Genomic DNA, 15738 nt, shown 5'->3' on the forward strand with positions numbered 1-15738 from the left:
GATGAGCAGTATAAAGGTTTGCGCTGCTATAAAAAAGAATGCCTATGTATCTAGTCATCTTAAACACTCAAAAGTTTAAGCTACGCTTGGTATAACTTTGAACCTACAAGGCTAATACTACCAGCGCATCGGCGCAAGATAAGGCAGAGCCGATTTGAGCTGCTCATACGTGCCATTGACCAAGATATCGTCAGTAACTTTATTGATATCGGTATGACCACAAAATGCCATGCTGATATCACATTCGTTATAGATCAGCTCAAGGGCGCGGCGTACACCATCTTCACCATAAGCGCCAAGACCATAGAGAAACGCCCGTCCGATCATCGTGCCATTAGCTCCTAACGCCATCGCTTTAAGGACGTCTTGCCCTGAGCGAATTCCGCTATCGAGCCAAATCTCAATCTGACTATTCTCGGCTCTTACTGCTTGTACGATATCGCTAAGCGCGGCAATAGAGGAGGGCGCGCCATCAAGCTGACGACCGCCATGGTTAGAGACGACTAGAGCATCAGCGCCACTACGCGCGGCTAGTATCGCATCCTCAGGCTCCATAATTCCTTTGATAATCAGCTTACCGCCCCATTGATCTTTGATACGCGACACGTCTCCCCAGCTCAGGCCAGGATCGAATTGCTCCGCTGTCCACGCCGATAAGGAGGAGATGTCCTCGACATTTTTGGCATGACCGACGATATTGCCAAAGGTACGTCTTTTAGTACCCAGCATATTTAGGCACCACTCAGGCTTAGTCATCAAATTTAGAATATTGGCTAAAGTAGGCTTCGGCGGCGCAGAGAGTCCATTTTTGATGTCTTTATGACGCTGACCGAGCACTTGTAAATCGGCAGTCAATATCAGCGCGGAACAGTTAGCGTCTTTTGCGCGGCGAATCAGGTTAGCCATAAATTCCTGATCGCGCATCACGTAGAGCTGAAACCAAAATGGCGCACTGGTATTTTGAGCCACATCTTCAATCGAACAAATACTCATGGTTGACAGCGAAAACGGTACTCCGAACTTTTCCGCGGCGCGCGCGGCATGAATCTCACCGTCCGCCCACATCATACCAGTGAAGCCAGTGGGCGCGATAGCGACAGGCATGTTGACTTTTTCACCGATCATCGTGGTCGCAAGCGAGCGGTTTTCCATATCGACTAACACGCGCTGACGCAACTTAATACGATCAAAATCGGTCTCGTTATTACGATAGGTAGTTTGCGTCCACGAGCCTGAATCGACATAATCGTAAAACATCCGTGGCACTTTACGTTCTGCAACGCGGCGCAGATCTTCGATTTCGGTAATTTTAGTTAAGTCTTTCATGACGGTCTCGATACGGTGACGTTATTTGTTTTCGTCGTTAGTTTTTAGCTATTATTCACTTAACAACTGCTGCAAATCCAGCACTGAAAAAGGATAATCTAAGCGCTGGGTTGGCGTGAGTACTACCGGAATAGTGGTAGCGAATTTCATCATTAACGTCTCATTTAAGTCGCTGATATCTATATAACGATAAGTGACAGGCTGCACTGCTGCTAACTGAGTCATTAGGCTCTCAGCGACATCACACAAGTGACAGCCTGTCGTGCCGAGTAACCATGGTTGCTGACGGATGTCATCACGGGCGAGCCTAGGTAATGCTTCTAGCATACGTTCTCTGAGCGCCGCGATGGTTTTATGGTTAGCGCCATTATTATTGTAGCTATTATCGTCATTGTCTGTTTGATAGTGCTGCAGGTCATCATTAGCCATAGTTATACTCATTTTTGTATTCATCTTTACAAGCATCGTAAATTTTGGGCTGAAGGTTTGCTTATGCCTTTAGCGGTATAAGGTAGAGGATAGTCATATGATAGAGAAATCTTGCCTATAATAACAGTAGCCGTGACAGCGATTGTGAGATTGGGTAAGATAGCTTGCTCACTGACGATTTAGAGTGCAGAAGCAAATGAATGTTTTGAGTGACAATTTTAAGCTTTTTTAGTTTTGGTAAATTTTTATAACGCTTCATCCTTACTTATTCGGATATCTTGCGCATGACAAGTTTTGGTAGTTTTTTTAAACGATTATTAGGCGCGATTATACTGATAATCGTCGCTTTTCATATCCTAGTTGCAGCACTGCTGCTGGTATGGAAGAGCCAGCCTATTAACAATAGTATGTTTATGCTGACGCATCGTCTGAGCGGCGGGGAGGTCACCCAAGAGTGGGTGGAATATGATCAAATCGCTAAGTCTGCTAAGCAAGCGGCGATTGTCAGTGAAGACTCGACTTTTAGCCAACATCATGGCTTCGATATGAAAGGTATCAAAGAGGCGCAAAAGAAGAATGAAGCTTCGGGTAAGGCGACGGCTGGTGGCTCGACGATTACCCAGCAATTGGCCAAAAATTTGTTTCTGACCTCGCATCGCTCCTACGTACGTAAAGCCGATGAGGCGGTCATCACGGTAATGATTGAGACGTTTTGGGATAAGCCGCGCATTCTGACTGCTTATTTAAATGTCGCTGAGTTTGGCAACGGTGTCTACGGTATCGAGGCCGCAGCTAGGCATTATTTTAATAAATCTGCCGCCGATCTCAATCGCGATGAGTCAGCACTACTGATTAGTATGCTGACCAACCCTAAATATTATGAAAACAATCAGGGCAATAAACGTCTACGTAATAAGCAGCGCATTATCAAAAACCGAATGAAAAATGCCGTATTACCACAAGTCGCATAGCCACTATTAACGATTTACGAGCTCTTAGTAAGTACAAGGCTGTTTATCGACGCTAATATGAAGGCGTTCTAGTATTTTTAATCACAATAAGGAGTAGTGAGATGGTTGATCATTCTAATGAAGCAAAAAATACTGGTAATGCCATTGATAAAAAGCAAACCACGACACTTAGCCATCAGCGCTCAACTAACCACAGCCTCACCCAAATCAACTGGCAACGCTTCGACGATGGCAGTTATTCATCGAGCGCTTACATTCATCGCGATTTGTCTTTATTGCAGTTCAATCTGCGTGTCTTAGCGCAAGCGGCAAGCCCTCGACATCCCCTCCTTGAGCGGCTATTCTTTTTGATTATATTTTCCTCAAACATGGATGAGTTTTTTGAGATTCGCGTGGCGGGTATCATGCAAAAGCTCAATATAGGCGATGTTCCTAGTAGCCCGCATGGTATGCGCCCAAGTGAGATACTCAGTGAAATATCAGCGGTGGCGCATGAGGCTATCGATGAGCAGTATCGTATTTTGAACGAAGATATCCTGCCAGCACTGGCAAAAGAGGACATTCGCTATCTGCGCCGTGATGAGCTGAACGCGCAGCAATCGGCGTGGATGAAGCGCTATTTCATTGAGCAAGTCTCGCCGGTACTGACGCCGATTAGTATTGATCCGGCGCACCCATTCCCGCGCCTAGTTAATAAAAGCCTCAACTTTATCGCCACTTTAGAGGGCAAAGATGCTTTTGGCCGCGATATCAATTTAGCGATTGTGCCTGCGCCGCGTAGTCTGCCGCGTGTCATCCGTCTGCCTAATGAGCTGACGGGCGGCAAGGAGCACCATGTCATGCTCTCAGCCGTCATCCATGAACATGTGGGCGAGCTCTTCCCCGGTATGAATGTCACCGGCTGCCATCAGTTTCGTCTCACTCGAAACGCTGATCTCGATCTTGCGGACGATGTCGATGATATCGCTAAAGCGCTGGAGGGTGAGCTTGAAAATCGCCGCTTTGGAGATAAGGTGCGCCTTGAGGTGACCACCGATTGCCCAACGCCTATCAGCGATTATCTGCTGAACGAATTTGAGCTACACGATAACCAGCTGTACCGGGTCAACGGACCGGTGAACTTAACGCGACTGCTATTTGACTTTAATATTCCCAAACTGCGTTATCAGTCTTTTACTCATATTGTCCCCAAACCGTTTCGCCGTGAGTTCGATAAGCTCGATCGTTCGACGAGTATGTTTGGCGCGATGCGTAAAGGCGATGTGCTCGTTCATCATCCTTTCCATGCTTTCTCGCCGATTGTGAATCTACTTTGGCAAGCGGCAAGCGATCCGAAGGTATTAGCGATTAAGCAAACCTTGTATCGCTCAGGTACCAACTCTGAGATTGTCCAAGCCTTAGCCGCCGCCGCGCGTAATGGTAAGGAAGTGACGGCGGTGATTGAGCTGCGCGCACGTTTTGATGAAGCCTCCAATATTGCGGTGGCTAATTATCTACAAGAAGCAGGTGCGGTCGTCGTTTATGGCATCGTCGGCTACAAAACCCACGCCAAGCTGATGCTTATTGTCCGCCGTGAAGATGATCGCATTCGCCGGTATGTTCATCTGGGCACGGGTAACTATCACGCTGCCAACGCCAAAGTTTATACCGACTACGGGCTATTCACCGCTGATCCTGATATCTCAGAGGATGTACACAAAATCTTCCAAGAACTGACGGGAATGGGTAAGCCTGCCACTCTCAAAAAACTGCTACATGCGCCCTTTACCTTGCATGAGAAGCTAATGAGCTTCATTGACGATGAAATCACTCATGCCAAAGCAGGCAAGCGCGCGCATACGATTATCAAAGTCAACGCCTTAACCGAGCGTCGCCTTATTGCCAAGCTCTACGATGCCTCACAAGCTGGGGTCAAAATCGAGCTTATTTTGCGCTCGATCTGCTGTCTGCGTCCGCAAGTCAAAGGGCTGTCTGAAAACATCACTGTGCGCTCTATCGTGGGACGTTTTTTGGAGCATACGCGCATCTATTACTTTCATAATGGCGGTGATGAGCGTCTGTATTTGGGCAGTGCCGACTGGATGGATCGCAACTTATTTCACCGCGTCGAAGTCGCCTTTCCTATCGAAGATAAGAAACTATTCGCGCAAATCTATCAAGACGGTCTACAAAACTATCTCAAGGATAATGTACAAGCTTGGACGCTGGCAGGAGACGGTCGTTGGCAGCAGTTAAGTCCGGCGCAAAACGCTCTGCCGCATATTGCGCAAAACCATTTACTCAGTGTCATCAACCACGTTGATGAATAAACCCTAATCACACCGCTCTATCTTGTAAAGGTTACAAACTGTCTTGTAACCTCACATTTATTCACATATTGATACGGCAGTGCACTGGTGCATGGTTTGCGCTTTTTTCTATAATTGAAGGTAGTTCTTACCTACCATTCAATCATAAGAATAGGAATAACACTATGAGCAACACTAATGATAATAAATCTGATGTTCAACAAGCCGCCAATAAAGCCGATGCCGATAAGATTGAAAAAAATCTAGAACAAGATACTGCTTCAGGAACGCCTAAAGAATTATCGGAAAATGAAAAAACATCCTTTATAGATGATCAAGCTCGTACTGACAAGTAATGTCTCTACAGAAAATGAGATATCTACAAATAACGTATTTATAAATAATGCACTTGAAAATACAGTATTTAAAAAACGAGTAGAGAATCATCAAAACAATCGATAGAGGGACATATTATGGTTAATAAAACAACGATTACGGATAATAAAACGCGAGCGGTAGCAAATAATACTGGACCTAACAACGAAGAGATAGTGCCTATTGATGATCCAGTAATGGCTAAGCGCGAAAACCCAACTGATAGTTATGAAGGCCGAAAGCATAAGCCAAATATAGATGGTCCTGAGCAAGCCTCACAAGAGACTGATGAAGTCTATTCTGACCCCCGTAAGGAGGAGGATCTGCCTGCAGGCGGCAAAAATGTAGCCGATCTCAATGCGCACGACTTAAGTAAGAAAAATAATAATATATAAATAGGGTGTTGAGCTCTATAGCGTTTGATGGTTAAAGCATTACACCTTAAGCCATACTTGCCATTATTCATAACTATAATAAAGGATGTCACAATGAAAACTAATGATCCAGCACTTACTAAGACGCCAATTAGTAGCCATGATGCTATAAGCGAAATGGTAGACGGCACCCATAACGCCACTCATGCTGATGAGCCAATAGATAATCATGTCAGAGCGGATGGTTCAACTCTAGTTACTGATGATGTCGTCGATAGTACTCGTGTGAGTGATGTACGCAATCGCGAAACAGTTGGTCATGAAACAGCTAGTAATACAGTACGCAATCATGAAAAAATAGAAGAAAATACTGACGTCAACAAAGGCACAGATACCTTTGAAGATGAGATTGTAGATTCAAAACATGTTAATGATGGCGATAATCCAGCGCGTCAACCGGATCGTCGTGATCAGCAAGGCAGCAGCCCTTTTGATGAAGGTGTCAATGATCAAACGGTGGGTAGTGAAGAACCCAAAAGCAAAGGGCTTAACGATATGAACCGTTATGCAAGCATTGATAATGCGCAAACTCGCATCCTAAATCCTGATGAGAAAGACTAAATTCTATATTTGTTAGCTTAAAGGTTTAGAAGCTTAGAGTATATTCTCGTTTTTAGCATATTACTTGCTCGTTTATTTAGATTGAGGACATACTTTTATATCAGGTTTTAAAATGAATTATTGAAAAGGATTATTCATGAAAAATGACAACGAAGATTATAAGTTAAAAGACGCGAATGACAATGAAGGTATTGTGCCGGATGATGCTCTCCAAAAAGTTAATCCGGCCGCTGCTGAGCAAGCCTCAGGCGATCACGATCCGCATAATGTGGTGAAAGATCACAAACAGCATGATACTAGTATTACTGAAACGAAGAAGTAGGTAGTACAACGAGTTTATAAAAAAGCAGCCTTTTTAGTTTCTAATGACAGGGAGTGAAAGGCTGTTTTTTTGTAGACAGCTTACACTCGTATCATAGAGTCATTGGGATACCGTTACCATTAGCTATAGCTAGTGGTGACGGTATTTGATTGTCAATTAAGTTGTCAATTAGCTAAACCGTCAATTAGACAGGCACGCCACTATGAAAGCGTAACTCTTCATCGGGGCTTGTAATGAGCTCAGCCTCTACCGCCCTAAAAAAATCTACGCGCTCATCGATATTCTCGGTCGCTAGCGACTGTGCTAACTGTAGATAATCTTCAAAATGACGACTCTCAGATTTGAGCAAGTAACGATAGTATTTGGCTAAGCGCTCATCTTCTATTACTTCTGCAAGAGCAGCGAAACGCTCACATGAACGCGCTTCTATAAAAGCCCCAATAATGAGTACATCGACCATAGCCGCAGGTTCAAAGGTGCGTTTGTGTTTTATCATGCCTTTGGCATAACGGCCTGCGCCTAGATGTTGCCACTCTTGCCCACGCTCCTTCATAATTCCTAATACTTGCTCATAGTGCAGCATCTCCTCCCTCACTAACTGGGCCAATTTGCACTGCAGATCATGCGAGAACTCATAGCGAAACATTAGATTCATTGCGGTTCCTGCCGCTTTTTTTTCGCAGTTAGCATGATCTTGAATAATAATAGGCAAGTTGTTGACTGCCGCATCTATCCACGCGCGTGTCGTCCGACCTGCCAAAAACGCATAAACCGCTGATAGATCAACATTTAAAGTTACGGTCTGAGCAGACGAGGTGTATTGGGGATTTAAGCTAGCGCTATTATTGGTCTTAGCTACAGAAGCCTTTTTATTTAGTTTTGCATCTTCGTTTATTACTTTGGTTTCGGTATCAGTCATAGTCTAATCATATAAAGTGAATAATTTAGTAGATTTTATCATTGACAGCTTCGTTCAGCAGAAATGATTACTTACAGTTTAATCATACTCATAAGTCATAAGCGTCCTAGCGCTTCTTTATACGAGTTAAACAAGCCGTAGTAAAGGCTATCATATTTATACAAGGCGACTATTTAGCTACTAAATAGCGCATTCTTGTTAATTTCCTGATTTGATAGTAGGATAATCTTTGATTTTAGGATAATTATGTCATAGATTATTTTAGCATGAGCCTATCATTCATTATAAGAACATTGATTATAAGACTTCTAAATGCTTATTAGCTATAAAGGTATAACGATACTCTCAGTTAAGCACCCTTTATGGCTCAAGCGCCTCACTAAACCTATTACAAGGATATCATTATGAGTCAGGATTCAAACGCCAATCGCATCCAAAAAGGCAGCCTCGCTATTGATAAGCAGATGTATGACTTTATCGAAAACGAAGTATTACCAAAAGTAGGCGTAGATTCAGAAAGCTACTGGTCAGGATTTGAAAAGGTAGTCAAAGAGTTCACTCCGCGTAATAAAGCTCTGCTTGCGACTCGTAGTGAGATGCAAGAAAAAATAGATCAATGGCATCTAGACAACCCTACTAGCAACGGCGAAGTAGACTTTGCAAAGTACAAGCAGTTCTTGCAAGAGATCGGCTATTTGTTGCCAGAAGGCGAAGACTTTCAGGTCTCAACAGAGAATGTTGATGACGAAATTGCTCATATTGCAGGGCCACAGTTGGTCGTACCCGTTCGTAACGCTCGCTATGCCTTGAACGCGACTAACGCTCGTTGGGGTAGCTTGTACGATGCGCTTTATGGCACAGATGTTATCAGTGATGACAATGGTCAAGAGGCTAAAGGCGGCTACAATCCTACGCGCGGCGCGGCTGTTGTCGCTTACGCCAAGCAATTTTTAGATGAGAACTTTGCGCTAGCATCCGGCTCTTACACTGAGGTTACTGGTTTTGAAGTGGTCGATGGCAAGCTACAAATCACTCAAGGTGACAGTAGTACTGAGCTCAAAGATGCCAGTCAATTCGCAGGCTACATGGGCGATGCAAGCAGTCCAACAGCGGTGCTGCTCAAAAATAACAACCTGCATGCCGAGATTCAAATCGATAAAGACAGCCCAATCGGTAAAGACGATGCGGCAGGTATCAAAGATGTGTTACTCGAATCTGCTATCACCGCTATCCAAGATGGTGAGGATTCTATTGCCGCAGTCGATGCTGAAGAAAAAGTCGAAGTGTATCGCAACTGGTTTGGCCTAATGAACGGTGATCTGCAAGAGACGTTTGAGAAAGGCGGTAAGACACGTACTCGTCAGCAAAACCCAGACCGCGTTTATACTGCGCCTGATGGCAGCGAGCTAGTCCTTCCTGGCCGTGCACTGCTACTACTGCGTAATGTTGGACACTTGATGCAAAACCCAGCTATCTTGGTTGACTTGGGTAACGGTCAAGAGGAGATATTTGAAGGCATTATGGACGCTTTAGTGACGCCGTTACTGAGCCTAAATGATCTAAAAGGCAAGACTGAGCTGTCAAACTCACGTAAAGGCTCTATGTATATCGTTAAGCCAAAAATGCATGGTCCTGATGAAGTGAAGATGGCTAATGATTTGTTTAACGCCTCAGAGGACTTGTTAGGTCTTGAGCGTAATACCTTAAAGATCGGTATCATGGACGAAGAGCGCCGCATGACGGTCAATCTAAAAAACGCTATCCGTCAAGCTCAGGAGCGCGTCATCTTCATTAATACTGGCTTTTTGGATCGTACCGGCGATGAGATGCATACCAGTATGAATGCAGGGCCATTCGTACGTAAAGGCGAGATGAAGTCGCAAGCATGGCAGCCCGCTTATGAGCAGTGGAACGTCGATGTTGGTCTCGAGGTAGGTCTGCAAGGCCGTGCTCAGATTGGTAAAGGCATGTGGGCCAAGCCTGATGAGATGAAAGAGATGATGGAGACTAAAGCTGCGCATCCTCAGTCAGGCGCTAGCACGGCTTGGGTACCGTCACCAACGGGTGCAACCTTACATGCCATGCACTATCATCAAGTCAATGTAAAAGACGTACAAGACAAGCTAAAATCACGTAGCCGCGCTAACGTCGATGACATCTTAACTATTCCTTTGACCAGTGAAGCCAATTGGAGCGACGAAGAGAAGCGTCAAGAGCTTGAGAACAACGCTCAGGGCATCTTAGGATATGTCGTACGCTGGGTAAACCAAGGCGTTGGTTGCTCAAAAGTACCTGATATCAATGACGTCGGCCTAATGGAAGACCGTGCAACTCTACGTATCTCAAGCCAGCACATTACCAACTGGTTGCATCACGATGTAGTGAGCGAAGAGCAAGTCATGGAAACCATGAAACGTATGGCAAAAGTGGTCGATGAGCAAAACGCGGGCGATCCTGACTACCAAAACATGGCGCCTGATTTCGATAGCTCTTATGCGTTCCAAGCGGCCTGTGATTTAGTATTTAAAGGTCGCGAGCAGCCAAGTGGCTACACTGAGCCGCTACTGCATCAAGCGCGCCGTGACCTAAAAGCGAGCAGCTCTTGTTAATCAAAGCGGTTAACAGCTGCTTTACAATGTCTTAGGTGAATCAGCCTATATGACGCTTCAGTAGCTCTCCTATGCACTCCATGAGATGAGTAGGGGAGTTGTTACTTATAATGATGAATCGCTATTACAAGCACTCCTATCAACACTATAGGGGTGCTTTTTTATGGCTATTTTATCTCTCAATCAGTGGCTTTGAACCCTTCCTAACCCTCGCTAAACCTAAACTAAAACCCCCGAATCTATCTGTGCAAGCATTGAAATAAAAATTGCAGGAATTCAGACTAAATGACAAAAAAATGTTGCAAATTATGTCAAAGTTGTTATGCTTGTACTCGAAGTATGAGTTTGGTAACGGATGTTACGCAGTAGGACGCATAAGACTTAAGTTTACATGGTAGTTACATTACAAGTTACGTTGATGCTTTCTATATGTAAGTTAAGGTTTTTTCATATTACGGTAATAAAACTTCGCCATACTTGTTTCTGACTAAACTTGGTAGCCAGTTACACATTATATCTTTGAGGATTTGTGACGATACCCTTATGAGTAAACGCTAATTACAGCATACTCATTACTAAAATTGTAAAGTGGAGATATCCCATGAAAAAGTTACTTTTAGCTACATCAGTTGCCGCTCTATCTGTATCAGCAGCGAATGCCGCGCCACAAGTCTATGGTAAAGCATTTATCACTACTGATTATGTCAATGCTGAGTTGGACGTTCAAGCATTAACACCAGAGGATAATGGTGAATTCCAAAACATCGATGAAGATAAAAACTCATTACAAATCAATTCAAACATCTCGCGTTTAGGTTTCAGAGGTTCTGAAGCTATCACCGCTAATACTGACGTGGTTTATCAGTTAGAGTATGGCATCAACATCGATGACAGCGGCGATGACAATGTAGGCTTTAGAAGTCGTGATACGTATCTTGGTTTAGCCAATGACCAGTATGGTCAAGTACGTTTTGGTCGTAACTATTCAGTAACTGATTATGTTCTTAATAGTGTACCTGTCACTAAGGGCTATTGGGATAACATTGGTGCAAGCAGCCTGAATACTGGTTCAGCAGCTGAAGCTCTAACGCTAACTGATGGCGGCCGTATCAATAACTCTATCATTTGGTTTGCCCCTAAATACAACGATCTACCATTAGATCTAACGTTGCAGTATGGTGCTGATGAGACTTTCGTCGACGACAATGATGATCGTGATACAGGCTACGGCGCAGCATTGAACTATGCTCCAGGTACAGGCTTCGCAGCTGGTATTGCTTTAGATAAAGACATGAGTATCAACGGCGATATCCTTCGCGGTACTGCTAGTTTCGATTTAAGTAACTATGTTGCTTACCCTGTTACTTTAGGTGTGTTGTATCAGCAAGCTGATTATGACAATGCTGGTGAAGAAGACGGTTTAATGGTTAGCGCCAAAATGGGCTTAAGCAACTTTGCTCGTCCGGCTACCGTTTATGCTCAGTACAACAGAACAGAAAACTTAAGCGGCCTTGACGGCAATGACTCAGACCAGTTTGTAGTCGGCGGTGAGTACTTCTTCAAAGACAACATGATTGCCCATCTTTACGCCGGTTATAACTCTGCTGATTTAGACAACGACACTTTCTTTGTGAGAGAATCTGACGTTGGTGAAGGCGATTTTGAGCTTGTAGGTGTTACTGGTAATGGCGACTCTAATGTATTAGCTATCGGTGCAGGTCTAGAATACTTATTCTAATCAAAACCTCTGCATAGTTAGTATGCTAAAAACTCATCCTTCGGGGTGGGTTTTTTTATGGGGTAAATATAGCAAGGATTCACTAAAACCATTAATCTCAATATTGTTCTCAGCTGATTTTGGAGTGAAGGGGTCTCATGAAAAGAATACTATTTATTTTAGCGAGTTCAGTTCTATATATACCCATGGCGCAAGCTGCACCAGAGATCTACGGCAAGGCCTTTGTGGTCGCTGATTATGTTGATCAGCAAGCAGATTATGACAACCGTAATGGTAGCGTAAACGATGCGGATGAGAATGCGTTGCAGATCAACTCGCATTCCTCACGTATAGGGGTGAGAGGAACTGAAGCCATTACGGACAGCACAGACGTCATCTATCGTTTAGAGTATGGGATAGATATCGATGGTGACGACAGTCAAATCTTGCAAAGCCGCGATACTTATTTGGGTCTAAAAAACAAAGCTTACGGCGAGCTACGGCTTGGTCATAACTCATCTGTTTTTAGTTATCTGTATGGTCCTATTCTCAATAGAGGATATTGGGATAACCTGGGAACCAGAACGCTTGGTGATAATGAGAACGTCGCCGCCTTAAATATGCTTGACTATACGCGCTCAAAAGATTCGGCACTATGGATTGCCCCTGAATATCAAGGTCTGCAGCTTATCATGCAGTATGCTGCTAACGAGAGCTTAGAGAGTAGCGGCAATGGCTATGGAGCAGCGCTAAAGTTTGATAAAGGTGCGGGCTATACTGCAGGCATTGCCTATAGCAAGGATATTGAAGCTAGCGGTAGTATTGATACCTTAGACCTTGTGAATGAGGGTAATAATATTAAAAGTATCAGCTATGGTGGTGATGCCTTTCGTGGGACGCTAACGCTTGATGTCGATCGCTATATAGACATAGCGACTCCGTTGACTTTAGGGGCGGTGTATCAGCAAGCTGATTATGATTTTAGAGGTTCTGATAAAGAAAAGGGCCTGATACTAAGTAGCAAAATTGGCTTAAATAACTTGTCTCGTCCGGCTTTCATCTATGTTCAGTATAATAAAACCGATAACCTCAATGGTATCAGTAATAATGATTCCGATCAGATCGTAGTAGGCGGCGAATATAATTTCAAAGACAATATGATTGCCCATGCTTATATCGGTCAGAACTGGGCGGACTATACCAGTCCCACCGATCCAAGCAATTCAGTAGCAGATATCAAGGTGTTTGCCGTTGGCGCGGGTTTAGAATACCTATTTTAAGCTGGCGATAACTCATTAAAGCTGATTTTATAGATGAGCCTTTTTTAATTGTTTAGACAATAGTCCACAAGCGGCTCGCAAAACTTGAGAATTTAGCTGAGTTTAGCTTTTGCCCTATATTTTGTGACGTATTTTTAGTAAAATCCTTCTTTACCAACTACTGATTGAGTACTATGACCAAGTTTATATTTGTGACCGGTGGGGTAGTGTCCTCACTAGGAAAAGGTATCACGGCGGCTTCCTTGGCTGCTATCTTAGAAGCGCGTGGCGTCAATGTCACTATGACCAAGATGGATCCGTATATCAACGTCGATCCAGGCACGATGAGCCCATTCCAACACGGCGAAGTGTTCGTCACCGAAGACGGTGCTGAGACCGATTTGGACTTGGGCTATTATGAGCGTTTTCTACGTCACTCGAAGATGAGTAAAAGCAACAACTTCACTAGTGGCCGTATCTATCAGAACGTCTTGAATAAAGAGCGCCGCGGTGAATATCTAGGCGGCACCGTACAAGTTATTCCGCACATTACTGATGAGATCAAAAGCAAGATTATCGCTAGTGGTCAAGGTTACGACGTTGCCATCATTGAGATCGGTGGTACCGTCGGTGATATCGAATCACTACCCTTTATGGAAGCGGTGCGTCAGATGCAGGTGGAGCTAGGTCGTAATAAGGCGATGCTTATGCATTTAACGCTCGTGCCTTATATCGCTAGCGCAGGAGAAACTAAGACCAAACCGACGCAGCATTCGGTCAAAGAGCTACGCTCTATCGGTCTGCAGCCTGATATCTTAATCTGCCGCTCTGATCATCATATCTCACCCGACAATCGCCGTAAGATTGCGCTATTTACTAACGTTGAAGAGCGCGCGGTCATTATGTGCGAAGATGCCCAAAGTATCTATCAAATCCCGCGTACTTTGCACGAGCAAGATCTCGATGATCTTATCTGTGAGCGTTTTGGGCTTGATGTGCCAGAAGCCGATCTTAGCGATTGGGACGAAGTCGTTGAAGCACAGCTCAATCCAGAATCTACGGTCACTGTGGCCATGGTCGGCAAGTATGTTGAGCTACCTGATGCTTATAAATCTATCAACGAAGCCTTGCTTCATGCCGGCATCACCCATCAAACTAAGGTCAATATCGATTATATCGATGCGGAACGCTTAGAAGATGATGACGCGGCCCTTGAGCAGTTAAAAAAGGCGGATGCCATCTTAGTACCGGGCGGCTTCGGCGAGCGCGGCACTCTGGGTAAAATGAAAGCGATTACCTATGCGCGCGAAAATAATGTGCCATATCTTGGCATCTGCTTAGGTATGCAGTTAGCAGTGATTGAGTATGCGCGTAATGTCATGAGCATCGATGCCAACTCCTCTGAGTTTGATCGCAAAAGCGCGGAGCCTATCATCGGTCTGATTACCGAATGGATGGATGAGCGCGGCGAGCTACAAATTCGTACTGACGACTCCGACCTTGGCGGTACCATGCGTTTAGGCGCGCAGCAAGCGGAGCTGGTTGCCGGTAGTAAGCTGAGCCAGATTTATGGCGCTAATATGATTACCGAGCGTCATCGCCACCGTTATGAGATGAACAATCGCTATATTGAGCCTCTAGAGCAAGCAGGCATGACGATTTCAGGTTATTCAGCCAAACAGCATTTGGTAGAGTCGGTTGAGATTGGCTCTCATCCCTGGTTTATCGCGGTGCAGTTCCATCCAGAATTCACTAGCTCGCCACGCGGTGGTCATCCGCTATTTAATAGCTTTGTGAATGCCTCGAAGAAATACAGCGCTAGCAAATAATGGTTTAAGTATAGACTTAACCAAAAGACCAATCTTCGGATTGGTCTTTTTTTATCACCAGCGCCGTAAAACCACATCCTTCTAGAGCGTGGATATCAGGCGTCAACCGTTGTCACCTAAGATTAAAAGCACCTTGATACCCAAACCCATTGAGATCATAATTATTCCATGAAAACGCTCAAACTACGCATCAAAGACAAACACGCCAAGCAGCTCAATATCTTAGCTGGTGCGGTCAACTTTGTCTGGAATTACGTCAATGAGCTTAGTTTTAAACATCTTAAGCGCACAGGTCGGTTCTTTAGCGCCTATGACATCGCCACCTATACCAAAGGCGCAGGTGAATACCTAAATCTGCACAGTCAGACCTTACAAGCTATTAGTGAGGTTCACGCTAAATCCCGTAAACAGTTTAAAAAAGCCAAACTCAACTGGCGTACTAATAATCCTAAAGCCAAGAGAAGAAGCTTGGGCTGGATTCCTTTTAAAAAGACCGCCATTAAGCACTTAGCAACCCGTCAATCAGGCAAGAAAAGCCTTAAGTCCACTATCCAACTAAGCCTCGCTAAGGGTAAAAAGCTCACAATAGACCTATGGGACAGCTATAACTTAGCCCTGTACCGCATCAATACTCTGGAGCTAGTGCAAGACAATCGCGGCCACTGGTATGCCTGTATCACCGTTAAAGACTTTCCTAAG

The 15738-nt window shown here is 44.5% G+C and carries 14 protein-coding genes; 11 read left to right on the forward strand and 3 right to left on the reverse strand.

Translation table 11 applies throughout. From position 1 onward, the window contains the following. Positions 1–117: 117 nt before the first annotated feature. Together ACS8FD_RS07665 and ACS8FD_RS07670 are read right to left on the reverse strand one after the other, a co-directional pair. On the reverse strand, positions 118–1326 hold the full coding sequence (locus tag ACS8FD_RS07665; RefSeq protein WP_439275247.1) for an alpha-hydroxy acid oxidase: 1209 nt from the start codon (positions 1324–1326) through the stop codon (positions 118–120). A gap of 51 nt (positions 1327–1377) precedes the next feature. Then, the gene (locus ACS8FD_RS07670; RefSeq protein ID WP_439275248.1) at positions 1378–1755 is read right to left on the reverse strand and encodes a glutaredoxin family protein; all 378 of its coding nucleotides are present in this window, start codon (positions 1753–1755) and stop codon (positions 1378–1380) included. A gap of 284 nt (positions 1756–2039) precedes the next feature. Here ACS8FD_RS07670 and mtgA point away from each other — a divergent pair, with 284 nt between their 5' ends. The 6 genes from mtgA to ACS8FD_RS07700 all read left to right on the forward strand — a co-directional run bounded on the left by mtgA (position 2040) and on the right by ACS8FD_RS07700 (position 6706). After that, positions 2040–2726, forward strand: a complete 687-nt coding sequence (gene mtgA / locus ACS8FD_RS07675) for a monofunctional biosynthetic peptidoglycan transglycosylase (protein ID WP_439275249.1) — start codon at positions 2040–2042, stop codon at positions 2724–2726. A 101-nt stretch (positions 2727–2827) separates the two neighbouring features. After that, the gene (gene ppk1 / locus ACS8FD_RS07680; RefSeq protein WP_439275250.1) at positions 2828–5035 is read left to right on the forward strand and encodes a polyphosphate kinase 1; all 2208 of its coding nucleotides are present in this window, start codon (positions 2828–2830) and stop codon (positions 5033–5035) included. Positions 5036–5199: 164 nt separating this feature from the next. Continuing rightward, positions 5200–5370: a hypothetical protein gene (locus ACS8FD_RS07685; RefSeq protein WP_439275251.1), complete on the forward strand. Its 171-nt coding sequence runs from the start codon at positions 5200–5202 to the stop codon at positions 5368–5370. Positions 5371–5487: 117 nt separating this feature from the next. Continuing rightward, a complete protein-coding gene (locus ACS8FD_RS07690) occupies positions 5488–5784 on the forward strand; it encodes a hypothetical protein (RefSeq protein ID WP_439275252.1) in 297 nt (98 codons plus the stop codon). Positions 5785–5877: 93 nt separating this feature from the next. Next, on the forward strand, positions 5878–6384 hold the full coding sequence (locus ACS8FD_RS07695; RefSeq protein ID WP_439275253.1) for a hypothetical protein: 507 nt from the start codon (positions 5878–5880) through the stop codon (positions 6382–6384). A gap of 136 nt (positions 6385–6520) precedes the next feature. Further along, entirely contained in the window at positions 6521–6706 is a 186-nt protein-coding gene (locus tag ACS8FD_RS07700; protein WP_439275254.1) for a hypothetical protein, read from the forward strand. Between the two features lie 184 nt (positions 6707–6890). Here ACS8FD_RS07700 and ACS8FD_RS07705 read toward each other — a convergent pair whose 3' ends face one another. Next, positions 6891–7625, reverse strand: a complete 735-nt coding sequence (locus ACS8FD_RS07705) for a MiaE family protein (RefSeq protein WP_439275255.1) — start codon at positions 7623–7625, stop codon at positions 6891–6893. 404 nt (positions 7626–8029) lie between these two features. Between ACS8FD_RS07705 and ACS8FD_RS07710 the strand changes: the two genes are divergently transcribed. The 5 genes from ACS8FD_RS07710 to ACS8FD_RS07730 all read left to right on the forward strand — a co-directional run. After that, positions 8030–10234, forward strand: a complete 2205-nt coding sequence (locus ACS8FD_RS07710) for a malate synthase G (protein WP_439275256.1) — start codon at positions 8030–8032, stop codon at positions 10232–10234. A gap of 601 nt (positions 10235–10835) precedes the next feature. Continuing rightward, the gene (locus tag ACS8FD_RS07715) at positions 10836–11972 is read left to right on the forward strand and encodes a porin (protein ID WP_439275257.1); all 1137 of its coding nucleotides are present in this window, start codon (positions 10836–10838) and stop codon (positions 11970–11972) included. A 185-nt stretch (positions 11973–12157) separates the two neighbouring features. Next, a complete protein-coding gene (locus ACS8FD_RS07720) occupies positions 12158–13231 on the forward strand; it encodes a porin (RefSeq protein ID WP_439275258.1) in 1074 nt (357 codons plus the stop codon). 173 nt (positions 13232–13404) lie between these two features. Then, the gene (locus tag ACS8FD_RS07725) at positions 13405–15039 is read left to right on the forward strand and encodes a CTP synthase (protein ID WP_439275259.1); all 1635 of its coding nucleotides are present in this window, start codon (positions 13405–13407) and stop codon (positions 15037–15039) included. Positions 15040–15207: 168 nt separating this feature from the next. Then, positions 15208–15738 (forward strand): nuclease/transposase family protein (locus ACS8FD_RS07730; protein WP_459252118.1); only part of this gene is annotated, 531 nt, incomplete at its 3' end.

The sequence above is a fragment of the Psychrobacter sp. 1U2 genome (assembly GCF_051847575.1).